This is a genomic window from Sphingobium sp. B11D3B (genome assembly GCF_025961735.1).
GTDB lineage: Bacteria > Pseudomonadota > Alphaproteobacteria > Sphingomonadales > Sphingomonadaceae > Sphingobium.
Map to the genome: position 1 here is coordinate 960,527 of NZ_JAOQOF010000001.1, position 22,373 is coordinate 982,899.

Genomic DNA, 22,373 nt, shown 5'->3' on the forward strand with positions numbered 1-22,373 from the left:
TCGTCCCGATCCCATGCCCGGCGGTCGCGCGCGTCACGCTTGATCTCTCCCAGGTGGAATACCCTCATAGAGCCTTTTGCTCTTTAAGGGCCGCGACGCAGCAGGTGCAGCCAAGCAATTGATCTTTGGCGCCGTCCATAAGTGGCGGGATAATTCAAGTCAAACGAGGCTGGGGCTTTCTCAGGAATGCCTGATGGGCCCGGCGTAGCCTTACCGCGCTGGGCCATCGAAGCGATAAAGAGTGGCCCATTTTAGAACAGCAATGGTTAATATCGTTGTTAATCAATTTTAAAGGTCTGCTATGTCGCTCGCTGTCAGCTGCAGAGTCGCAGCGACACATGTGGGAGACTATCATGCGTAAATCACTTTTGGCGGCGGCTTCGCTCGGTGCGATGCTGCTGGCGGCAGCGCCTGCCTCTGCAGCAGTCACGTTCACGCTGGATGACGTGAACTTCGTCGGCGGCGGTGCGCTGACGGGATCGTTCACCACCAGCAACGATCTGTCGACGCTGCTCGATTTCTCGATCAGCACCACGAAGAACAATTACGGCTTCTTCGGCAACTTCCCGGGCGACACCTACACGCTGGCCGATGCCCTTGGCTTCACCTGGTCTTCGACCCTCGGTCTGAGCGCATCGTTCCTCTCGCCGATTTCGAGCATCTCGCTGGTCTTCGCGAGCCCGCTCACGGCTGATGGCACGTCGCTCGCGCTCTCGAACGAGACCGTCGTGAAGTGGAATGGCGGCACGCGCTTCGCCCTGTCCGGCAGCGTTTCGCCGGTTGCGGCGCCTGTGCCTGAGCCGGCAACGTGGATGATGCTGATCGGCGGGTTTGCGATTGCTGGTACGATGATGCGTCGTCGTCGCACGACTGTCAGCTTCGCCTGAGTCGAACGCTCGATTTCAAGGAAGCCCGGCTGGAAACGGCCGGGCTTTTTTGTGCGCGCCGTTCTCGACGGTCCGGCGGCGCGCCCGGTGCGCTTACATGTCGATTTCGCGCACGCCCTTGATCCTGCGAGCGCGCTCCACGCGGTTGCGCAGTTCCGTGCGGATATGGCGCGCATTTTCCAGGTTGCTGATGCGCAGCACGGTGCGCCGATCGACGCCTTCGCCGGTCAGGTCCGAGGAAATGATCTGCAGATTGCCAACGTCGAACATCTGCTGAATGATCGAGAAATCCGCGCGCACATCCTTGACGCGGTAGAGTTCGATCTCCTCTTCCGTCCGGGCGAGGATGCCCTGCCGAATGAACAGGCGCTCGCCGCTCAGCTCGTACCATGTCATGCGATAGCGCAGCGCGACCACGCCCACGGCAATAAACGGAATCCCGAGCAGGAGGATCGATCCGGTCAGGGTCAGCCAGCCCTTGAAGGATTTGAGCAGGAAGGCGGACATGGTCGGGCGAAATCCGATGACATGCTCGGTCTGCCATCCCGCCATCTGAACTGCTCTGCCGGTCATGCTCTGCTCCATCCTCGCCGCGCTCTAGTCGGCCGGGGCAGGGGGCACGTCAAGAGGGGTGAGTGATCGCTTTTGCGACGAGCCCACCTTGCATCTCGCCGAGCAGCGGGCGCTGTAGTATTCCGGCCCGCTAGAGGCATCGGGCGACGCGGTCGCCGACGGTCGGATCGAACACGAGGTAGAACATGCGCAAGAAACTGCTCGGCTTTCTGGCGTTGGGATTGCTGGGTGCGGTCAGCGCGACTGCGCAGGGGCGCACACCCGCCGCCGCGCCGGGCGCATCCTATCGGCTTGCGCCCTTTGGCGCCGTGCATGTCGACCGGCCGGCCGGTGCGCCGCAGGGTGTCGTGATCTTCCTTTCGGATTCGCCGACGGCCGCGCCCATCGCGCGGGGCTTGAGCCAGCGCGGGTTGCTGGTCGCGACGGTTTCGGCCGCTACGTTGCTCAAGACCGTTCAGGGTTGGCATCAACGCTGCCTCAACCTGAATGCGCCGATCAACGATCTCTCCAAGGACCTTCAGCATCGTTCGGGAATTGAGGCCTATCTCAAGCCCGTGCTGATCGGCCAGGGTACGGGAGCGGCCCTGGCCTATGCCGCGCTCTCGCAATGGCCCAACGCGCCCTACCGTGGGGTGATTTCGATTGGTTTCACGCCGCAGGTGACCAGCGCCAGCCCATGGTGCACGACCGGCGGCGCGTCCTTTACGCGAGTCGGACAGACCAGCCGCTGGTCGCTGAAACCGAACAGGCAGATTGGCGTGCCCTGGCTCGTCATGGACACGGCGACGCAAGTCGGCCGGACGCAATCCTTCGTACGCGCGGCGCCGGGCGCGAACCAGAGAACGCTGCCCTCAGCCGCGCAGGCATGGCCGCAAGCCATCGCCGATGCGACGATGGCACTGCTGCCGCGCGACCAGCCGCGCCCTCCCGCCGGCGCGCTCCCGCACCTCACCATGCCGCTCACGTTGGTGCAGGCGGCGCCGACGCCGATGAACCGCGATCTGATGGCGATCATCTATTCGGGCGACGGCGGCTGGGCGAGCATCGACCGCGACGTGGCGAGCCAACTCGCCGCGGCAGGGATACCGGTGGTCGGCGTGGACAGCCTCGAATATTTCTGGACCGCGCGTACCCCTGCCGGGACCGGGCGCGATCTCGCGGCGCTCATCGAGACGTTTAGTGAGCGATGGGCGCGTCCGCGGGTTCTGCTCATCGGTTACAGCTTCGGCGCGGATGCCCTCCCATTCATGGTCGATGCTCTGCCGCCGGCCATCCGCAGCAAGATCGAGCGCGTGTCCCTGCTGGGCTTGAGCAGCACGGCGGATTTCCAGTTTCACCTCAGCAGCTGGCTGGATGTGGGCGATAGCGGCGGGCTGCCGACAATTCCGGCGATTACGCGGCTGCGCGGCCTGGCGGTCCAGTGCGTGCGCGGGCAGGATGAAGACGAGAGCGCCTGCGGCAAGATCCCGCAGGGGCTCGCCCAGCAATATGTCGTTCCGGGCGGTCATCATTTCGATAGCAATGCGGCGTTGCTGGCGCAGATCATCCTCGCTCGCAAGCGCCCCTGAAGCGCTGACGATGGATCAGGTCTGGGGGCTGCCGCCGATGAGGCTCTGCAGGTCGATCAGTGCGCGGGCGAGCGAGATGCCCTGAGGCCCTGCGATGTAGCGCGGCTCCCATTCGGGCGAGAATTTCTCCTTATAGGCGCGCAGCCCCTCAAAGCCGTAAAAGGCATTGCCATGCTGATAGAGAAACGCCCCAAGCTTTGACCACAAAGGCGCGAGGCGGCGCGCTTCCAGCCCGGAGAGCGGCGCCATGCCGATGTTGAACCAGCGATAGCCCTGCTGCTGCCCCCATTGCATCAGGCGGATGAACAGAAAGTCCATGGTGCCATAAGGTGCGGCGTCGTCATGGCGCATGAGGTCGATGGAAAGTTCCGAGCGGGTCTGTGTCGGCCAGATATTGGCGAAGGCGACGATCTGCCCCTGACTTCGCACCACGGCGCAATCGAACCTTCCGAGATAGGCACGATCGAAACGACCGACACTAAAGCCCTTCTCGCGCTGGCCCTTGGCCTTGAGCCAGAAATCGGAGACGCGCTCGAGTTCGCCCATATGGGCGGGCACGTCGGTGGCAGGGATGACTTCGAACGTCGCGCCCTCGCGCGTCGCCCGGCGCTCTGCATGGCGCAGCGACTTGGCGCTGGGGCCATCGAGCGAGAATGTCGCGAGGTCCACATGGGCTTCCTCGCCGTATTTGGTGATGCGCAGGCCCAGCTCAATGGCCATCGGCAGGGCGACCGGGCTGATCTGGTAGAGCAGCAGGCGTCCCTGCGCCGCGTCCGCCTTTTCGCGCAGGTCCCAGAGCAAATCGGACCATTCGTCCTCGGCGCCAACAGGATCGCCCATCACGATCCAGCTCGCTCCCTTGATCTGATACATCAAAAAAGCGCGGCCGCTTTGCGAGTGGAGGAAGCGCTTGTCTCCGGTGAAGGCAAGATTTGCGTCGGTCCGATCCGCCAGCGCGAGAGCGGCGGGGGACGGCTCATCTACCCCAGCTTCTACGGCGCGTTCGGCCCGGGCCGGCTCGAACAGGCGGGCCAGGCCGACGCCCACGAGCAGCACCGCGACAGCAAGGCTGGCGCGCAGGAACCGCGCGGCATCGGCCCGCTCGGCAAAGCGCCACCACAGATCGTTCTGATAATCCACATGGCGGTAGGCGAACAGCCCGATCCAGATCGACAGGCCGACCACCACCGCAATCGTCGCCAGCCAGCCGGGCGAGAAGGCCTCCGCCAGCAGGCGTGTGCGCCGGTAGAAAGCGGGCTTGGACCATTGCAGCGCGGCCGCGATCAGCAGCATGACGCCCGCTTCCTCATAATCCAGTCCCTTAACGATCGAGAAGACCGCGCCGGCGAGCAGCAGGAGCCGCGTGAGCCAGAAGGCCCCGTCGAGGCGACGGTAAAGGCCGGCGGAAAGCACCAATAGAGCCGCACCGATCAGGCTCCCGGCCATGTGGGACAGCTCCACGAACGGCAGCGGCACAATGTCGGACACGGTGTTGGCGCGCCAGGGGATGGTCGGCAGCGATCCGGAGATCAGCAGCACCGTGCCACCGAAAAAGACCAGAGCGGAGATCATCAGTGGCGCCATGCCGGAGGCGACGACCTGAGCGCCGCGCAGCGTTCGCCCGATCGGCTTATGCCAGCGCGCGCTCTCCTGCGCTACGATCAGAATGGCCGCCACAATCAGCGGGGCGACATAGTAGATGAGGCGATAGGCCAGCAGGGCGGCGACCAGCTCCGGTCGGTCCACATTCGGCAGGGCAATCAGCATGATCGCCTCGAACACGCCGATGCCGCCCGGAACATGGGTGATGAGTACGGCGACGATTGCCAGGGTATAGCCGATGAAGAAGGCCGGCCAGGCGCTGATCTCGATGCCAGGAATGAGCACGAACAAGGCCGCGCTGGCCGCTGCAAGATCGAGCGCGCTGATCCCGATGAGCGCGATGATCTGCTTGGCCGGCGGCAAGGGGAGAGACCAGCGACGGACATGAAGCGTCCGTCCGCGTCCCCCGGACCAGATAAGGACTGCAGCGGTGGCGAGCAGCAGAACGAACCCGATCGCACGCAGCAAAGCGGGCGGGGCGACCATCCCGTCATAAGCCAGCGCTTCGGGCCGCCAGGCGAGCATGGCACCGGAGAGCACGAACACGCCGCTCCAGAAGGTGAGGCTGGCGATCAGGATCACGCGGGCAATATCCCCGGCGCCGAGCCCAGCGGCGCTGTACACCCGATATCGCGCCGACCCGCCGGTCAGCAGCGAGAGGCCAAGATTGTGGCTCAGCGTGTAGCTGGTGAACGAGGCGATCGCGGCGGTGCGGTAAGGCAGCGGGCGCCCAATGGTGCGCAGAGCCATCACATCATACAGCGTCAGCGCGGCATAGCTGCACGCGGTGAGGAGCGCGGCAGCCAGAAAGGCGAGGGGAGGCAAGGCGTGGAATGCCGCCCGCACGTCGCGCAGATGGACCTCGCGCAGCAAGTGGCTGAGCGCCACGAAGCCGAGCACGGCCAACAGCAAGGCAACGCCGATGGTCAGGATCGTGCGATGGCGCTGAGTCATGGTCTTCATCTGCCCCCCGGAGGCCATCGGGCGCTAATCGGCCTGAACCTGGCGGACCCAGATCTGGCTTTTGCACAGCCAGCCGCCGATCAGGCAACCGGAAATCTTCACCCGATCCCGGTCGAGCTGCTCGATGGTGGATGAGAAGGTGCGGCCAAGGTCCGGCACATAGACGCGGCCCGCCCAATGCCCCGGTGACTTGGCATGATAATCCTGCAGGAGCTTGGTGCCGATCAGCCTGGAGACCCCAGCGTCTGCGGCATCGGCAAGGGCGGTCGCGTTCGCCCAGCTCACCCAGCCGCACAGGCCGCCGTCGCAATCGCCCGTGGTGACGACCACCGTGCCGCGCGGATTGATCCAATGCCCGGCAATGGCGTTCTCGGCATGAGCCGGCGTGAAGGCGCCGATCATGGCGGCAACGGCTATCGCGAGCAGCTTACCCATGAGGATTGATCCCGGCCGAGGTCATCGCGTCGAACAATAGTCCGGTGACCGCCGCGACATCCCAGTTCAGTTGATGCCCACCAGGCAGGCCATGAATGCGCAGATTAGGCAGGTGGAGTCGGGGGCAGAGGCTATGCGGTTCTTCCTTGCCGTAGACGCAGAGCAAGGGGAGCCAGCTGAGCGTGCGCGCGCTAGGCAGGGCATCATGCTCGGTCTCCCAGAAGCTCAGCACCTCGCTCGGCGATGCACGATACTCGACCGTCGCGCCGGGCACGAAGAGCGCGGCCAGAGCGATATCGCGCCGCTGCGCCTCCGGCAGGTTGGCGAGGCCGACATGGAGCATATCCGCGCCAAAGGATTGGCCGATCAGCACCACGCGCCCCTGCGGGTTCACGGCGCGCGCCTGCGCCAGTGCCTGGGTGATGAGCGCAGCAGCCTCAGATGGGGTGCGGGTCTGGCGATAATAGGTCAGGCTGTTGACGCCCACCACCGGGATGCCGGCCGCCTCAAGGCGCTGCGCAATCCTTGGCCCCATGCCGACCCGAAAGCCCATGTCGCCGGAAAAGATGACCGCCACAGGCGCACCGGCGCGCGGCTGGTAGCCGGCGGGGCGCAAAACCGTGAACGGGTCGCTGCCCAGATAGCCCAGCCAGCCGAACGCCATGAGCACTAGAGCCGTGAGGGCCGCGAGCGTGATTGCCGTCTTCCGCATCCGTCCTCCGCGCCTCGTCATGCTGCTCTCATGTCCATGATCGTCTGAGTGTTATCCTCTGGCAGCGACAGCCGGTCAACGCGGTGGCCGCTTCATGAACTTCATGTCATGTGGCGGTCAGCCGCCCGCCATTCGCGGGGGCTTAGGCAGCATGTCATGGGCCTCTCGAACCGCCTCCTCTACTTCTTTCTCGTTCCGCTGGCGGGAGCGCCACCCTTGCTGTCCTCTCATCTCGTGCCCCCGTCCGCGGCCGCGCCTCGCCATGCTGCGCATGCCGGGTTCACGCTGGGCGAGGACAAGGCTGGCCGGATCGTTGTGACCAGCCTGCGGGACGGGCAGGCAGGGGGCGGGCCGATTGCGGTGGGCGATCAATTGCGCGCTGTGGATGGGCATGCAGTGCGAAGGCTCGGCGTGGCGCGGCACATGATCGACGATCCCGCCCATTGCGACATTCCGCTATCGCTGGCGCACGGCGCCGTGCGATATGAGGCCCGCGCTCGACGATGCGGCAAATAATGGCGGCAGGGACGGTGGAATGGGCAGAAAAATACTCTTGGTCGAAGATGATCGTGCGACGGCCGAGTTCATCTTGAAGGGGCTGGCCGAGCATGGCCATGTCGGCGATCACAGCGCGGATGGGCGCGACGGCCTCTTCATGGCGACCGATGGTGGCTATGACGCGATCATTCTCGACCGGATGCTGCCGGGCATGGATGGCATGGCCGTGCTGGGTGCATTGCGCGCGGCCGGCATCGAAACGCCAGTGATCCTGCTCACCGCGCTCGGCTCCGTCGACGACCGCGTGACAGGGCTGACGGCCGGCGCCGACGATTATCTCGTCAAACCCTTCGCCTTTGCCGAGCTGCTCGCCCGGCTGGAACTGCTGATGCGCAAGCGCGGCCATGGTACATCGGTGGAGACGACGCTTGCCTGCAGCGATCTCCACATGGACCTGCTCAAGCGTACCGTCCAGCGCGGCGGCCGGCGGATCGACCTTCAGCCGCGCGAATTCCGACTGCTCGAATATCTCATGCGTTACGCAGGACAGGTCGTCACGCGCACGATGCTGCTCGAAGGCGTGTGGGATTATCATTTCGACCCCGGCACCAACGTCATCGATGTGCATGTCAGCCGCTTGCGCCGGAAGATCGATATTGAGGGCGATGTCCCGCTGATCCACACCGTGCGCGGCGCGGGCTACCGGCTGGGCGAATGAGTCGACAGGGTGTCGCATCCGGGGCGGGCCTGCGCTGGCTGCGCTCGTCACATGTCCGCTTCATGGGCTGGATTTTGCTGCTGGAGCTGGTGTTCGGCGCGGCGTTACTGGCCTCGGTCACGCAATTCGTGCGCGCCGACCTCGCGGCGGCCGACCGCAGCATCGCCGTTGAGGATCGCGACAGCCTGCTGATGATCGGCCGGGATGAAGGCGCGCAGGCGCTGAACCGGGCGATCGCCGAGCGAACGGCGGAAGATGACGATGCCCTCATTCTGCTCGTGGATCGTAACGGGCGCAAAGTGGCTGGAAATCTCTCGGACTGGCCGCCCAATGTCCCGGCCGAGGCGGGCTGGACCCGCGCCGAGCTTTATCGGCTGGGAGATGCAGAGCCGGCCCCGTTCGGCATCACCGCCGCGCGGCTGGGCGATGGGCGCCGCTTGCTCGTCGGCCGCCGCGCCGAGGCCAGCGATCAGATCCGCCAGACTGTTCACGAGGCCCTGCTGACCGCGCTGGCGCTTGCCCTGCCGCTCGCGCTCGCCGGCGCATGGTTCGTGGTGCAGATTATCGATCGGCGGATCGGGCACATCGCCGCGACGGCAGAGGGCGTGGGCGCGGGCGATATCGAGCAGCGCGTGCCGCTGCACGGTTCCGGGGACAGCTTCGACCGGTTGGGGGAGGCGATCAATGGGATGCTGGACAGGATCGGCAGCCTGATCGGCGAACTGCGCACCGTCACCGATAGCATGGCGCACGATCTGCGTTCGCCACTGACCCGCCTGCGCGCACGAATCGACCGGGCGCTGGAGACGGACGATCCGGCGGCAATGCGCACGGCCATCGAGGGCATCAGCCGCGAGGCGGACCAGCTGCTCGCCATGCTCACCACCGCGCTGGAGATCAGCCGCGCGGAAGCGGGCATCGGGCGCGAGCGCTTCCGGCCCACGCTGCTCGGGGAGATGCTCGCCGATCTGGAAGACTTGTATGCGCCGCTGGTCGAGGAGCAGGGCCGCACCCTTTCCATCGCAATCGAGCGGCCGGTCGAGGTCAGCGTCCATCGCGAACTGCTAGGGCAGGCGCTCGCCAACCTCCTCGACAATGCGCTCAAATATGGCGCGGGTGCGATGACGCTGTATCTGGATCGCGAGGGCGCGGACGTGATCGTTGGTCTTGCCGATCAAGGCCGGGGGATTGCGCCGGATCGGGAAGCAGAGGCCCTGCGGCGCTTTGGTCGGCTGGATGCCGCGCGCGGGCAGGCGGGCGCAGGGCTTGGATTATCGCTCGTCGCGGCCGTGGCGCGCATGCATGGCGGTCAGGTCCGTTTCACCCGCCGCCATGGTCTGTTCGCGGTTGAAATTCTCATCGGCGTGGGAGGCTGAGCAGCCTTCGGTCTGCTTCCGCTGCCGACAGGATCATGCCTGTTCGATGAAGCGGTCGACCGGAGCCATGCGGGCAAGGGGAGGGACGGCATGGCTCCGGTGACGGGGGTCACTTCTTGTCGGTCGTGCTCTTGGCCGGGGCAGCGAGCGATGCAGTCGTCGTGCTCTTGGCGGGCTTGGCGGGCTTGGCCACCTTGTGATGGCTCTCCTTCGCCGGTGCCGTCTTGGCCGACGCGACAACCGGCGTGGCGATGGCTGCGAGGGATGCCAGGCCGGCAATGATCAGGCGACGGTTCATGAGGGTATCTCCTTCAACAAGCGACCCTTCGTGGATCGCAAGCCCCTTATGGCCCCGCGCACCGAACCGGAGCATGGCGCCTGCATGAACTTTTGGACATGTGGCGCTGGAAGACGCACGATCCATCGCGGCGAAAGACTAACCTTGCCTGCCGCTGCGCGCTGGATCATGACGGCGGAAGGGCGGTTCGATGTTGATGTTGTCGAGCGCTGACAGAGGCCGACAAGGAAGCAGCGGAGGGGGTATGTCGTATTGGTTGGGCCGGGCGGTCCGTTCCGTATGGAGAGGGCCATTCTATATCGGTGAACTGTCCCGGCCTGTGCCGATTGGGGAAGCTATCCTAAAGCTACTGGAGATACTTTGGCGGCTTTTCATCATCGTGCTCATGCTCGGACTGATTGCGGTGGGCGTCGCGTGGGTTACCCCAATCCTGTTCCCGCCTCTCTCGGAAAGGCTTACTGAACAAGCGTCCGCGCAGTATTATGATGGGACCGCGCCGGTCCTGCGCTTGCCTTCAACCAATGGCAAGGCTCCGGTGGAAGAAGAACGGTGCAATGAACGATGGCCCGTGAAAGTCAGATTTCACAATTCATCATCGGAGACCATTAACGCCATCCACTTTAGCATTAAGGCGACACGGCCCGGATATTCTACCAATCTGGTCGTGGGATATCCCACTTATGAAACCGACCTGATCCTTCAGCCTAGTCAATCGATGTGGCAGTGCATCAGCGTTCCTGTAGCCGAGGGATACAACGCGAAGTCATTGCGGTACGACGTCGAGGTGCAGTGGGTTGATACATTAGAATGAGTTGGGCGGCCGGCTAGACTAATTGGGTCCTTCCCGTAACTCTTGCTAAGCGGAATCGTGTCACATCCCTCCATGCGACAGCTTTCCCTTGCTGTCGTCGGAGCGGATTTCCCTAACTAGAGGGGGAGGGCCCGGCGCTTTGAAATCGCGTTATGAAGTCAGGTGAGCCGAGGAGTGGGTTCGAGGCTAACAAGATAGGCTGCTTGGATCCACGGCACGAGACCGGCGCGGATATGAAGCCCGAAGCAAGATCACCATTTATGCTTCCTTGTAGTTTGTAAAACGGTGGGTAGTAACCAATCGGCAGAATTTTACGCTTTAAAACAATCACATGTATTAATTTTTGGCGGACAGGGTGGGATTCGAACCCACGGTGAGCTTCCACCCACGGCGGTTTTCAAGACCGCTGCCTTAAACCACTCGGCCACCTGTCCGTTGTGCCGCGCCCTAATCGAAACTGTTCGGCAAAGGAAGCCCGCGCGAACGGAGGATCGTTGTGCGGGCGGTTCGTCGCAGCGGCGATGCGTCCAATTGCGGAGGCTTGCCTTGCGCGTCCTGCGTTAACTCTGCCAATATGCACCGATGACAACGCACTCGCTTCGCCGTCGGCTCCTGCCGCTATGCGGTCTCGCTCTTGGTCTTTCCCTCGCGGCGCAGGTTCCTGCAAATGCGCAGGCGCTGCCATCGTCGAACGATCCGGTGGATGCGCAGACGGCGGCCGGGTTTACGGGCTATCTGGAGAGCCTGCGGGGTAAGGCGCGGGCGCAGGGCGTGAGCGATGCGACATTCGACCGTGCAATTGCTGGGCTGAGCTTCAATCCGCGTGTTGCGGCGCTGGATCGCGGTAATCTGCCGACGGCCGACAATGCCCCGATTCCCGATTTCGAGCCCTATCGCCAGCGCCATATCGATGCGCGCAAGATTGCCCGCGGCCGCGCGGTCTACAACGCCAATCGCGCGCTGCTGGTGGCCATCGAGCGTGATACGGGCGTGCCGGAGGAGATCATGGTCGCGATTTATGGCCATGAGACGAATTACGGCACGATCAGCGGCGATTTCGACCTGCTCCGCTCGCTGGCGACGCTGGCTTATGAAGGGCGCCGGCGTGCGCTGTTCGAGCCGGAACTGCTGGCCGTGATGTCGATGATGCAGCGCGGGGTCCCGCGTGAGCGGCTGGTCGGTAGCTATGCAGGCGCGTTTGGCTATCCGCAGTTCCTGCCCAGCGTCTATCTGCGCGATGCGGTGGATGCCGATGGTGACGGGACGCCCAACATCTGGTCGAGCGAGCCCGACGCGCTGGCCTCCATCGCCAATTATTTCCAGCGCGCCGGCTGGCGCAAGGGCGAGCCTTGGGGCGTCGCGGTGCGCTTGCCGACCGGGTTCGATCGAGGCCGGATCGCCAGCACGCTCAATCCCACTCGCTGCCCGCGCGTGTTCGGTCGCCACAGTCGCTGGCTTTCGATGCGCGAGTGGCAGGCGCTCGGAATCATGCCGGAGGGCGGCTCCTGGCCGGATGGCAGCATTCAGGCGACGCTGATCGAGCCGGATGGCCCGGGCAAGACGGCCTATCTGCTCACCGGCAATTACCGCGTGATCCTCGATTACAATTGCTCGAACTTCTACGCGCTGTCCGTCGGCCTGCTGGCCGATGCGGTGCGGCCTTGATCCGGGGCTAGGCAGAGCCATGGCGGATGGCTAAGGACGAAGCGAAGCCGCGATGCCCGCAGGGCGCGCGATGACCTGTCAACGACCGGATTTTCCCATGCGCGCACTTCTGCCGATTGCCCTCGTCCTGCCGCTCTTCCTGTCCGCCGCGCAGGCGAACACGCCAAGCTACACCTCCGAGGCCTCCGTCGCCTATATGGTCGATCTGTCGTCCGGCCGGGTGCTTTTCGACAAGGATGCGGACCGGCGGATGCCGCCGGCCTCCATGGCCAAGATGATGACCGCGCATGTGGCGTTCAATCTCATCAAGCAGGGCAAGCTGCGGCTCGACCAGAAGTTCACCGTCCGCCCGGAAACCTGGCGTAAGTGGCATAGCCAGGGCTCGACCATGTTCCTCTCCGTCAATGAGGAGGTCTCTGTCGAGAACCTGTTGCACGGCATCGTCACGCTCTCGGGCAATGATGCCTGCGTGGTGCTCGCCGAGGGCATTGCCGGCTCGGAAGAGGCCTTCACTGACCTCATGAATGCCGAAGCCAAGCGCTTGGGCATGACCAACAGCCACTTTGCCAACACCACCGGCTGGCCGGACGAAGGCCGGACCTACACCACCGCCCGCGATCTCGCGACGCTGGCCCGCAACACGCTGGAAGAGACGCCGGACCTCTACAAGCAATTCTACACGGTCAAATCCTTCACCTGGGGCCAGACCATGGGCGGATCGGAGATCAGCCAGGCCAATCGCAACCCGATTCTCGGGCGTGTGGATGGCGCGGATGGCCTAAAGACCGGCCATACCGAGGAGGCAGGCTACGGCTTCACCGGCTCGGCCCAGCAGAATGGCCGCCGTCTCGTGATGGTCGTCGCGGGCCTCACCAGCTTCAATGGCCGTGTCGAGGAATCGGTGCGCTTCATGGATTGGGGCTTCAAGGCCTGGCGGTCCAAACCGCTGGCCAAGAAGGGCGTTACCCTGGGGCAGGCGCAGGTCCAGGGCGGCTGGGCCCGCTCGGTCGATCTGGTGACGCCGCGCGATCTCGTCGCGACCGTGCCGATTGCGGCGGCGAATGGCGAGATCAAGGCGCGTGTCGTCTATCGCGGCCCGATCAAGGCGCCGATCGCGCAGGGGCAGGAGATCGCGCAGCTCGTGGTGGATGCCGGTGACGGGACTACGCAGACCTTGCCGCTTGTAGCCAAGGAAGCTGTCGCAGAAGGCGGCTTCTTCGCGCGCCTGTGGAACGGCTTCCTCTCCTTCTTTAGCTGAGTACCGACATGACGCGCGGCCGCTTCATCACGCTGGAAGGCGGCGAGGGCGTCGGCAAGTCCACGCAGGCCCGTCTGCTCGCGGAGGCGCTTGAGGCGCGCGGCATCCAGACAGTGCTGACCCGCGAGCCCGGTGGCAGCGAGGGGGCCGAGGCCATTCGCGGCCTCCTGCTCTCCGGTGCGGCGGATCGCTGGAGCGTGCGCGCCGAGGCGCTGCTGTTCGCTGCGGCCCGGGCCGATCATGCCGAGCGCACCATTCTGCCGGCCGTGGAGGCCGGCAAATGGGTGATCTGCGACCGTTTTCTGGACAGCAGCCGGGCCTATCAGGGCGTGGGCGGCGTGCTGAGCGACGAGGACATTCTGACCCTTCACCGGATCGGCTCGGGCGGGCTGTTGCCGGATCGCACCCTCCTGCTCGCCCTGCCGCTCGATGAGAGCAGCGAACGGGCCGGCGCGCGGGATGCCGGGGCGGTGGATCGGATCGGCGGGCGGGATGCTGAGTTTCATCGCGATGTCGCCGAGTCCTTCCGTCGGTTCGCAGCCGCTGAACCTGCGCGTTTCCGGGACATTGATGCCAGCGGATCGATGGAGACGGTGCGCGACCGGCTGCTGGCCGCGCTCGCCGACTGGCTGCGATGACGCGCTGGCTCGGCCATGACGAGCAGATCGCGACGCTGATCGAGGCGAGCGCGACGACGCGTCTGCATCATGGCTGGATCTTCGCCGGCCCGCGAGGGCTGGGCAAGGCCGGGATCGCCTATGATTTCGCTCGGCGGCTACTGGTGAGCGGCGCGGGTCGTCCCGTTCCGTCCGACCGGCTCGCACCGGACCCCACCGACCCGGCCATGCGCCTTTTCGACGGCGGGGCCCATCCCGATTTCATGCGGCTCGAACGACTTGAGCGCGACAGCAAGACTGACAACGGCGCACTCGCCCGGAACATCACCGTCGATCAGGTGCGCAGCCTCTCGCGGCTGCTGCACAGCGCGCCCTCCATGGGCAGCCGGCGTGTCGTGCTGATCGACAGCGCGGATGATCTGGAGGCGGGCGCTGCCAACGCCCTCCTCAAGAGTCTGGAAGAGCCGCCGACGGGTGCGATCTTCCTGCTCGTGGCGCATCGGCCCGGTCGCCTGCTGCCCACCATCCGCTCGCGCTGCCGGGTGATGCGCTTCGCACCGCTCGATGATGCGAGCATGGCACAGGCGCTGGCGACCGCGCTGTCGGAGGTGCCAGAGCCTGAGCGCGCCGCGCTGGCGGCCAGTGCCGAGGGATCGCCGGGGCAGGCGATCGCCAATCGCGATCTGGATCTGCCCGGGCTGGAGCGCGCGCTCGATGCCATCGCGCAGGGTGGACGCGGTGGGGAAGGCGCCCGCGCCGGCCTGATGAGCGCGCTCTCGGGTGTCGCGGCTCGCCCACGCCTCGAAGCCTTTGTCGATCTTGTGCCGCGCTACATTGCCCGCCGTCTGCGGGGTGCGCCCGCACCCAGTCTCGGGCCGGCCATCGCCGCCTATGAAGAAGCCCAGCGCCTCGGCGCCGGCGCTGTCACCCCGCTGCAGCTCGAGCCCGGCGCGCTGGTCTACACCCTGTGCGAGACCGTGGCGCGCGCGGTGCGATAGGTGCTCGCTGGCCTTTCTGAATAGGGTGCTCCTGCGAAGGCAGGAGCCCAGGGCCAAACCGACGAGCCTAGCCGCCCCAGGCTCCTGCCTTCGCAGGAGCGCATCCAAGCGTACATCATCGGCTCGCTCCGCAGGAAAATCACCACACCGCCAAAATCGCGCTATACCCCTCGCGGGACAGCAAGTGTGGGGACTGACAGGATGGTGAGTGAGCACAGGCAAACCCGAGATGCGCCCGACTTGCCTTCCACACCGATAGACGAAACCCCGCCCGTCGGACTGGAGCGCTGGAAACGGCTCGGCCCCGGCATCGTCGTGGCCGCGACCGGCGTCGGTGCCGGCGATCTCGTCGCCACGCTCGTTGCCGGCGCGCGCTTTGGCTATGCGTTGCTCTGGGCCGCCGTCATCGGCTGCATCATCAAGATCGCGCTGGCCGAGGCGACCGGGCGCTATCATCTCGCCACCGGATCGACGATGCTGCAAGGCTGGCGGTCGCTCGGCCATTGGACGAGCTGGTATTTCGGCATCTACATCCTGATCTGGGGCTTCGTGTATGGCGGCACGGCGATGAGCGCGACTGCGCTGCCGCTCGCTGCGATGTTTCCCGGCCTGTTGCCGTTCTGGGCGTGGGGCATGGCCTCGGGCCTCGCCGGCGCGCTGTTCGTCCTGTTCAATCGCTATGCGGTGTTCGAGGCCGTGATGAAGCTGCTGATCGGCGTCATGTTCGTCGTCGTTGTCGGGCTTGCGATCCTCGTCATGCCGGATCTCGACGCAGCACTGATCGGCCTCGCGCCCACGCTGCCGGAGGGCTCGGCCATTTACACCTTGGGGCTCATCGGCGGCGTCGGCGGCACGATCACGCTCGCGGCCTATGGCTATTGGGTCAACGCAAAGGGTTGGCGCTCCCCAGCCTGGATCCCGATGATGCGGTTCGACAATCGCGTGGCCTATATCGCGACAGGGGTCTTCGTGATCGCCATGCTCATCGTCGGTGCCGAACTGCTCTACACCGCGCAGATCGCGCTTTCCGGTGGCGACCGGGGCCTGCTCGACCTGGGCGCGGTGCTGGAGGCGCGCTTCGGGCGCACCGTGGCGACCTTGTTCCTCATCGGGTTCGCGGCGACGACCTTTTCGTCGGTGCTCGGCGTCTGGCAAGGCGTGTCCCTACTGTTCGCGGACTTCGTCCGCAGTATCCGGGCGGAACGGGCAGGGGAAACTGCCGTGCATGATCCGGCCATCGCGGCGACGCTGGACCGGACGCCGGCCTTCCGCTTCTATGTCCTCTGGCTCACCTTCCCGCCCATGCTCCTGCTGTTTCTGGGCCAGCCTTTTGCGCTCATCATCGCTTATGGCGCGTTCGGTGCCTTCTTCATGCCCTTCCTCGCGGTCACGCTCATGTGGCTGCTCAATTCGAAAGCCGTGCCTGCGGAGTGGCGCTCGGGCTGGTGGTCGAACCTGATGCTCGGGCTGGCTTCGCTGCTGTTTGCAGTGCTGTGCGTCGATCAGATCCGCTCGCTGCTATAGGTCACGGCTTGCCGCACGGCGCTGTGCCGCGAGGTCGGAGAGGAGTCTAGGCATCCTCCCTGTACCCCGCTAGAGAAGCCGCAAGCGAAGGCCGCGCGTCAGACGGCCCTTATCCAGCAGGACATCATGCCCAAACCCTTCACCATTACCACGGCGATCAGTTACCCCAATGGCCGCCCGCATATCGGCCATGCCTATGAAGCAATCGCGACGGACGCCTTCGCCCGCGCGGCCCGGATGATGGGGCGGGACGTGTTCTTCCAGACCGGCACCGACGAACATGGCCTGAAAATGGCGCAGGCCGCCCGTGCGCGCGGGGTTGAGCCTGTCGCGCTGGCCGATGAGATGTCAGGCTATTTCAGGGAGATGGATGATCTTCTGAACATTAGCTATGATCGCTTCATCCGCACCAGTGAGCCGGCCCATCATACCGCAAGCCAGGCCATCTGGCAGGCGATGGTCGACAATGGCGACCTTTATCTGGATCGCTATGAAGGCTGGTACTCGGTCCGCGATGAGGCATATTATGATGAGAGCGAGCTAAGCCTCAGCGATGGCGGGGAAAAGCTCTCCCCGCAGGGCACGCCGGTCGAATGGACTGTCGAGGAAAGCTGGTTCTTCCGCCTCTCGGCCTATCAGGACGGCCTGCTGGCGCTGTATCGCGATCAGCCGGACTTCATTCAGCCCGAAAGCCGCCGCAACGAGATCCTCCGTTTCGTCGAGGGCGGGCTGCGCGATTTGTCTGTCTCGCGCACCAGCTTCGATTGGGGCGTGAAGGTCCCCGGCTCGCCGGATCACGTCATGTATGTGTGGGTGGATGCGCTCACAAACTATCTCACAGGTTGCGGCTATCCCTCTGATCCAGAACGCATGGCGCGATACTGGGCGGAAGGGGGCGACATCGTCCACATCATCGGCAAGGATATCGTACGCTTCCACACGGTCTACTGGCCGGCCTTCCTGATGAGCGCGAAACTGCCTTTGCCGAAAACGGTGTTCGGCCACGGCTTCCTGCTCAACCGCGGCGAGAAGATGTCCAAGTCACTGGGGAATGTTGCCGATCCGGTCGAGCTGGCCGAGGCCTTCGGCGTCGATCCGCTGCGCTACTTCCTGCTGGCCGAGGTCGGCTTCGGCAATGATGGCAGCTATAGCGCGGAAGCCATTGTTCATAAATCGAATACCGAGCTTGGCAACGCCTTCGGCAATCTCGCCCAGCGCGTGCTGAGCTTCATTGCCAAGAATCTGGAAGGCCGCGTGCCCACACCGGCACCCAATGCCGATGATGAGGCCTTGCTGGCGCAGGTGCGGCAGATTGCCATGCAGGATGTTCCGGGCGCATTCGAGCGCTTCGCCCCGCACGAGGCGATCCAGGCCTGGCTGCGCGCGGCCTATGCCTGCAATGCCTATGTGGATGCGCAGGCGCCCTGGGCGCTCCGCAAGACCGATCCGGCCCGTATGGAGGCCGTGCTGGCGACGCTCTATGTCTGCATTGCCACCCTGGCCGTCTCGGCACTGCCGGTCATCCCGCGCAGCGCAGAGGAACTGCTCGACCGCATGGGGCTGCCTCAGGGTGCGCGCACGTTCAGCGCCATCGGCACGGACTGGTACACGCCGCTGCGCGCGAGCGGCCATGTCGTCGGCCCGCAGCAGCCGCTCTTCCCCCGCCTTGAACTCCCCGCAGCGGAGGCCTGATGCTCGTCGATAGCCATTGTCACCTCAATTATGAGGGGCTGGTGGAGGATCAGCCCGCCGTCCTCGCCCGTGCCCGTGCGGCGGGGGTGGGGACGATGCTCAACATCTCCACCCGCGAGCGGGAGTGGGCCGCGATCATCGGACTGGCCGAGCGCGAGGCGGACGTCTGGGCGAGCGTCGGCATTCATCCGCATGAGGCGGATAGCCATGCCCATGTCGATACCGCCAAGCTGGTGGCCGCTGCGGCCAATCCCCGCGTCGTCGGCATTGGCGAAACCGGGCTGGATTATTATTACGACCATAGCGATCGCGCCCAGCAGCAGACGAGCTTTCGCGCCCATATCGCCGCCGCGCGCGAGACCGGTCTGCCGATCATCATCCACACCCGCGATGCCGAGGCGGACACCGCCGCTATTCTGCGGGACGAAATGGGGCAGGGCGCGTTCACCGGGGTGATCCACTGCTTCACCGCCAGCGATGCCTTTGCCGACATCGCACTGGACCTCGGCCTGTTCATCAGTATTTCCGGGATCGTGACCTTCAAGAACGCCAAGGCTTTGCAGCAGACGGCGGCGCGCATTCCGGCCGACCGTTTGCTGGTAGAGACAGACTCGCCCTTCCTCGCGCCGGTGCCGCACCGCGGACGGCCCTGCGAACCGGCGTTCGTCGCCGATACCGCGCGCTTCCTGGCCGATCTCCGTGGCGAGTCCCTCGAGGCGCTGACGCAGGCAACGACGCGCAACTTCTTCACCCTTTTCTCCCGCGCCGCGCCGGTCGCGTGACGCCATGACGCTCAAGCTGGTCATGTTGGGGAGCGGCACCTCCTCGGGCGTTCCGCGCATCGGCAATGATTGGGGGCAGTGCGATCCCGCCGAGCCGCGCAACCGTCGCACCCGCGTCTCGATCCTTGTCGAGAGCGCGACCACGCGGTTGCTGGTCGATACCTCCCCGGATTTCCGCGCGCAGATGCTGTCGGCCGATGTCGTGCATCTGGATGCCGTCTTCTGGACCCACGACCATGCCGATCACTGCCACGGCATCGATGATCTGCGGCAGATCATGCATCATCGTGGCACCCCTGTGCCCGGCTATGGTCACAAGGCGACCATGGCGGCGTTGCGCAGCCGTTTCGATTATGCGTTCGACGGGCGAGAGGGCTATCGCGCGACGATCGCCGGCCATGATCTGCCCGATGAGGGGGTGACAGTTGGTGACATCGCGGTCACTCATGTCGATCAGCCCCATGGCTTTATCTCCTCCAGCGGCTTCCGATTCTCGTGCGGGGGCCGGTCGCTGGCCTATGCCACGGATTTTCATGAGATGACCGATGCCATGGTCTCGCTCTATGCGGGCGTGGATTGTCTCGTCATCGATGCGCTGCGCGAGCGGCCGCACCCGACCCACGCCCATCTGGCTCTGACGCTGGAGGCGATCGCGCGGATACGTCCCGGCCGTGCCATCCTCACCCACATGGATAACAGCATGGACTATGCACGTCTGCGCACCATGCTTCCCGAAGGCGTCGAGCCCGGCTACGATTGTCTGACCGCCCTGATCTGATCGCCCTTCGCGGGCGGCCGTTCCAGCAGGAGAGTTGGCCATGGCCGATATGATTGCGCACAGCCTCTGGTTCGTCCTGGCCTTCGTCCTCGTCGGCAGCAGCCTGGCCCTGCGCCGCCTTCCGCTCCACCATCTGGTGAAGATGATCCTCATCTGGATCGCGATTTTCGCGGCTGTCTGGATCGTCGTTCTGGCCTTCCGCGGCCTCTCTGGCTGACCCCAACACAATATTTTGCATCAATCCCATCTTATCTGTTCGAGGCTGTTGACACCCCCGAACAGCCCCCCTAAAGCGCCGGTCCTACCCCGTGCCCAGATGGCGGAATTGGTAGACGCACCAGCTTCAGGTGCTGGCGATCGCAAGGTCGTGGAGGTTCGAGTCCTCTTCTGGGCACCATTTTTCTGACACCCCAAATAGCGATGATTTCGCTCTTCCCACACTAGGGAAGGGGTTTGGGCGCTGTGTCTTTTCCCTTGTAGCCTGCCCTCTGGCATCGCGCGAAATTTAACGGTCGCGTGCCATACATGCGCGTATCCGATCACCGACGGGATGATCGCACACCGAAAGGCAGTGTCGGAAGATGAAGGGCTTTTCCAAGCCTGCCCAGCCGGGAAGGCTGGTGACCCCTACGGGAATCGAACCCGTGTTTCAGCCGTGAGAGGGCCGCGTCCTGACCGCTAGACGAAGGGGCCACTGAGCGAGCGACGTGCATCGCTGCCGTGAGAGGGCGCCTTTACGGGGATGGTCTGGCGCGGTCAAGGCCATTTGCTCAGGCGATGGCAAGATCCTCGATATGCAACTCTGCAGCGGGGCGTGGACCCCAATCATCGATCTTGGCGCGGCCGGCGAGCCAGAAGCGCGTGCCGGGGCGGGAGGAGAGCAGCATCTGCCCCAGCTCGGTCTCTGCCTGGCGGAAGGCCATGGCCTTGAGCGAGCGGCCATCCTCGCCCGCCACGATGGCGCGCACATGGCTTGTCCCGACGATATCCGCGCGCACGACGCGCACCGGACCCAGCGCAACGCGGGGCGCGGGCCAGCCATTGCCGAAGGGGCCGGCCTGTTCCATCGACTGGATCAGCTCCGGCGTCAGTCCGGCCGGCGCGACCAGCAGGTCGATGAGGAGGGCGCGGGCGGTGGTGGCGCGGGCGACATCCTCGCGCAGCCGCTCTTCCAGAAACTCCGCCAGCGCGGTCACATGCTCGCGGCGAACGGTAAGCCCGGCCGCCATGGCATGCCCGCCGCCTGCCACCAGCAGGCCGTGGTCCTTGGCGGCCAGAATGGCGGCACCCAGATCGACACCGGTAATGGAGCGTCCCGAGCCCTTGCCGATGCCGTCCTCGTCAAGCGCGATGACAATGGCCGGGCGGGTGATCTTTTCCTTCAGGCGCCCCGCCACGATGCCGATTACGCCCGGATGCCAGAGATCGCCGGCGATCACGGCGACGGAGCGCTCGCCCAACTCTGTGAGAAGGGCCTCGGCTTCCTCCTGCACGGTTGCTTCGATCGCGCGCCGCTCCTGATTGAGCTGATCGAGCTCTGCGGCGAGCATGGCGGCCTCATCGGGGTCGCCGGTGGTGAGCAGGCGCACGCCCAGATCCGAGCGGCCCACGCGTCCGCCGGCGTTGATGCGGGGCCCCAGGGCAAAGCCGAGATCCGAGCATTGCGGAGCACGCTCCAGCCGGCTTGCGGAAAGCAGGGCGTTGAGGCCGATATTGCCGCGCCGCGCCATCGTCTTGAGCCCCTGGGCGACAAAGGCGCGGTTGAGGCCCCGAATGGGCGCCACATCTGCGACGGTGCCCAGCGCGACCAGATCGAGCAGGTCCAGCAAGCGCGGTTCCGGGCGGGCGGCGAACCAGCCCCGCGCGCGCAAGGTGCGGACCAGCGCGGCACCGAGCAGGAAGGCGACGCCAACCGCGGCGAGATGGCCATGGCCGGCGGCCTCGTCGGCCTCATCGAGCCGATTAGGGTTGACCAGCGCGAGGGCAGGGGGGAGCGAGGCGGCGCATTTGTGGTGATCGACGACGATGACATCCAATCCCACGGCGCGCGCGGCCTCCAGCGCGGCAAAGGCCTGGGCGCCGCAATCGACCGTGACGACAAGGCTGGCACCGCTGCGTGCCAGTGACACCAGCGCCTCTCCAGATGGGCCATAGCCCTCCATCAGTCGGTCGGGGATGTAAACGCCGGCATCAAGCCCGAGCTCGCGCAGCAGCCGGACGAGCAGGGCCGCGCTCGTCGCGCCGTCCACGTCGTAGTCGCCAAAGATAGTCACCGATTCCCGGTCTATGACGGCCGCGGCGAGCCGCTCGGCGGCGCGGTCCATATCCTGGAAGATGGACGGATCGGGCAGGAAGCTGCGGATGGTCGGCGCCCGTTCGCGCTCCAGGCTGTCATGCGTGCACCCCCGCGCGCGCAGCAGATCGTCCACGAGATTGCCGCCGCTGCCGCACGGCTCAGGCCCGCGCCAACGCCAGGCACGGCCGGTGAGCGAGCGATCGATATCCAGAGCAAAGCGCATGGCGCCACCTTAGCCGAGCTTATGGGGGAAAGGATAGGAGCGTCGTGATTGGGGCGGGTTAGTCTTCGCCGCGTGCTGGGTAGGGTCTGAGGTGCGCCG

21 protein-coding genes and 3 tRNA genes are annotated in these 22,373 nt (G+C 65.2%); 16 read left to right on the forward strand and 8 right to left on the reverse strand.

The features are described from left to right. Window positions 1-353: 353 nt before the first annotated feature. Window positions 354-887 (forward strand): PEPxxWA-CTERM sorting domain-containing protein, encoded by a 534-nt coding sequence (locus tag M2333_RS04560; protein WP_264572938.1) that lies wholly within the window; start codon window positions 354-356, stop codon window positions 885-887. 93 nt (window positions 888-980) lie between these two features. On the opposite strand, the gene M2333_RS04565 is transcribed toward M2333_RS04560, so the two are convergent. After that, the gene (locus M2333_RS04565; RefSeq protein WP_264610992.1) at window positions 981-1,460 is read right to left on the reverse strand and encodes a PH domain-containing protein; all 480 of its coding nucleotides are present in this window, start codon (window positions 1,458-1,460) and stop codon (window positions 981-983) included. A gap of 185 nt (window positions 1,461-1,645) precedes the next feature. Between M2333_RS04565 and M2333_RS04570 the strand changes: the two genes are divergently transcribed. After that, window positions 1,646-3,028 carry an AcvB/VirJ family lysyl-phosphatidylglycerol hydrolase gene (locus M2333_RS04570; protein WP_264610993.1) on the forward strand — a complete coding sequence of 461 codons (1,383 nt, stop codon included), beginning with the start codon at window positions 1,646-1,648 and terminating at the stop codon, window positions 3,026-3,028. Between the two features lie 15 nt (window positions 3,029-3,043). On the opposite strand, the gene mprF is transcribed toward M2333_RS04570, so the two are convergent. The 3 genes from mprF to M2333_RS04585 are packed head-to-tail and all read right to left on the reverse strand — an operon-like array spanning window position 3,044 to window position 6,740. Next, window positions 3,044-5,593, reverse strand: a complete 2,550-nt coding sequence (gene mprF, locus M2333_RS04575; RefSeq protein WP_181559784.1) for a bifunctional lysylphosphatidylglycerol flippase/synthetase MprF — start codon at window positions 5,591-5,593, stop codon at window positions 3,044-3,046. 24 nt (window positions 5,594-5,617) lie between these two features. Beyond that, entirely contained in the window at window positions 5,618-6,028 is a 411-nt protein-coding gene (locus tag M2333_RS04580; RefSeq protein ID WP_264594396.1) for a DUF2147 domain-containing protein, read from the reverse strand. Further along, window positions 6,021-6,740, reverse strand: coding sequence for a virulence factor (locus M2333_RS04585; RefSeq protein WP_264610994.1), 720 nt, complete (start codon window positions 6,738-6,740; stop codon window positions 6,021-6,023). Before M2333_RS04585 ends, M2333_RS04580 begins: the two co-directional genes overlap by 8 nt. A 156-nt stretch (window positions 6,741-6,896) precedes the next feature. Between M2333_RS04585 and M2333_RS04590 the strand changes: the two genes are divergently transcribed. From M2333_RS04590 to M2333_RS04600, 3 genes are read left to right on the forward strand one after another with little or no spacing between them, the layout of a single operon-like run. Beyond that, the gene (locus tag M2333_RS04590; protein ID WP_264570398.1) at window positions 6,897-7,256 is read left to right on the forward strand and encodes a hypothetical protein; all 360 of its coding nucleotides are present in this window, start codon (window positions 6,897-6,899) and stop codon (window positions 7,254-7,256) included. A gap of 19 nt (window positions 7,257-7,275) precedes the next feature. Continuing rightward, window positions 7,276-7,956, forward strand: coding sequence for a winged helix-turn-helix domain-containing protein (locus M2333_RS04595; RefSeq protein ID WP_264610995.1), 681 nt, complete (start codon window positions 7,276-7,278; stop codon window positions 7,954-7,956). Beyond that, on the forward strand, window positions 7,953-9,332 hold the full coding sequence (locus M2333_RS04600) for a sensor histidine kinase (protein WP_264610996.1): 1,380 nt from the start codon (window positions 7,953-7,955) through the stop codon (window positions 9,330-9,332). Before M2333_RS04595 ends, M2333_RS04600 begins: the two co-directional genes overlap by 4 nt. Before the next feature lie 109 nt (window positions 9,333-9,441). Here the strand turns inward: M2333_RS04600 and M2333_RS04605 are convergent, their stop codons facing one another. Beyond that, window positions 9,442-9,630 (reverse strand): hypothetical protein, encoded by a 189-nt coding sequence (locus M2333_RS04605; RefSeq protein ID WP_264570395.1) that lies wholly within the window; start codon window positions 9,628-9,630, stop codon window positions 9,442-9,444. A 385-nt stretch (window positions 9,631-10,015) separates the two neighbouring features. Here M2333_RS04605 and M2333_RS04610 point away from each other — a divergent pair, with 385 nt between their 5' ends. Further along, entirely contained in the window at window positions 10,016-10,441 is a 426-nt protein-coding gene (locus M2333_RS04610; RefSeq protein ID WP_264610997.1) for a hypothetical protein, read from the forward strand. 344 nt (window positions 10,442-10,785) lie between these two features. On the opposite strand, the gene M2333_RS04615 is transcribed toward M2333_RS04610, so the two are convergent. Beyond that, window positions 10,786-10,875 (reverse strand) — tRNA-Ser (locus M2333_RS04615). A gap of 148 nt (window positions 10,876-11,023) precedes the next feature. Between M2333_RS04615 and M2333_RS04620 the strand changes: the two genes are divergently transcribed. The 10 genes from M2333_RS04620 to M2333_RS04665 all read left to right on the forward strand — a co-directional run bounded on the left by M2333_RS04620 (window position 11,024) and on the right by M2333_RS04665 (window position 20,152). Then, entirely contained in the window at window positions 11,024-12,106 is a 1,083-nt protein-coding gene (locus M2333_RS04620; protein ID WP_264610998.1) for a lytic transglycosylase domain-containing protein, read from the forward strand. A 97-nt stretch (window positions 12,107-12,203) separates the two neighbouring features. After that, window positions 12,204-13,364, forward strand: coding sequence for a D-alanyl-D-alanine carboxypeptidase family protein (locus M2333_RS04625; RefSeq protein WP_181559776.1), 1,161 nt, complete (start codon window positions 12,204-12,206; stop codon window positions 13,362-13,364). Between the two features lie 8 nt (window positions 13,365-13,372). Then, window positions 13,373-14,002, forward strand: a complete 630-nt coding sequence (gene tmk / locus M2333_RS04630; protein WP_264610999.1) for a dTMP kinase — start codon at window positions 13,373-13,375, stop codon at window positions 14,000-14,002. Then, entirely contained in the window at window positions 13,999-14,979 is a 981-nt protein-coding gene (locus M2333_RS04635) for a DNA polymerase III subunit delta' (RefSeq protein WP_264611000.1), read from the forward strand. Before tmk ends, M2333_RS04635 begins: the two co-directional genes overlap by 4 nt. 240 nt (window positions 14,980-15,219) lie before the next feature. Continuing rightward, a complete protein-coding gene (locus M2333_RS04640) occupies window positions 15,220-16,503 on the forward strand; it encodes an Nramp family divalent metal transporter (RefSeq protein ID WP_264611001.1) in 1,284 nt (427 codons plus the stop codon). Between the two features lie 126 nt (window positions 16,504-16,629). After that, window positions 16,630-18,195 carry a methionine--tRNA ligase gene (gene metG / locus M2333_RS04645; RefSeq protein ID WP_264611002.1) on the forward strand — a complete coding sequence of 522 codons (1,566 nt, stop codon included), beginning with the start codon at window positions 16,630-16,632 and terminating at the stop codon, window positions 18,193-18,195. Continuing rightward, window positions 18,195-18,977 carry a TatD family hydrolase gene (locus tag M2333_RS04650; RefSeq protein ID WP_264611003.1) on the forward strand — a complete coding sequence of 261 codons (783 nt, stop codon included), beginning with the start codon at window positions 18,195-18,197 and terminating at the stop codon, window positions 18,975-18,977. Before metG ends, M2333_RS04650 begins: the two co-directional genes overlap by 1 nt. A gap of 4 nt (window positions 18,978-18,981) precedes the next feature. Then, entirely contained in the window at window positions 18,982-19,755 is a 774-nt protein-coding gene (locus tag M2333_RS04655; protein WP_264611004.1) for an MBL fold metallo-hydrolase, read from the forward strand. A gap of 40 nt (window positions 19,756-19,795) precedes the next feature. After that, the gene (locus tag M2333_RS04660) at window positions 19,796-19,972 is read left to right on the forward strand and encodes a hypothetical protein (RefSeq protein ID WP_264585118.1); all 177 of its coding nucleotides are present in this window, start codon (window positions 19,796-19,798) and stop codon (window positions 19,970-19,972) included. A gap of 93 nt (window positions 19,973-20,065) precedes the next feature. Next, window positions 20,066-20,152 (forward strand) — tRNA-Leu (locus M2333_RS04665). A gap of 221 nt (window positions 20,153-20,373) precedes the next feature. Here M2333_RS04665 and M2333_RS04670 read toward each other — a convergent pair. After that, window positions 20,374-20,448 (reverse strand) — tRNA-Glu (locus M2333_RS04670). Between the two features lie 77 nt (window positions 20,449-20,525). Next, window positions 20,526-22,274 (reverse strand): single-stranded-DNA-specific exonuclease RecJ, encoded by a 1,749-nt coding sequence (gene recJ, locus M2333_RS04675; protein WP_264611005.1) that lies wholly within the window; start codon window positions 22,272-22,274, stop codon window positions 20,526-20,528. Window positions 22,275-22,373 lie beyond the last annotated feature (99 nt).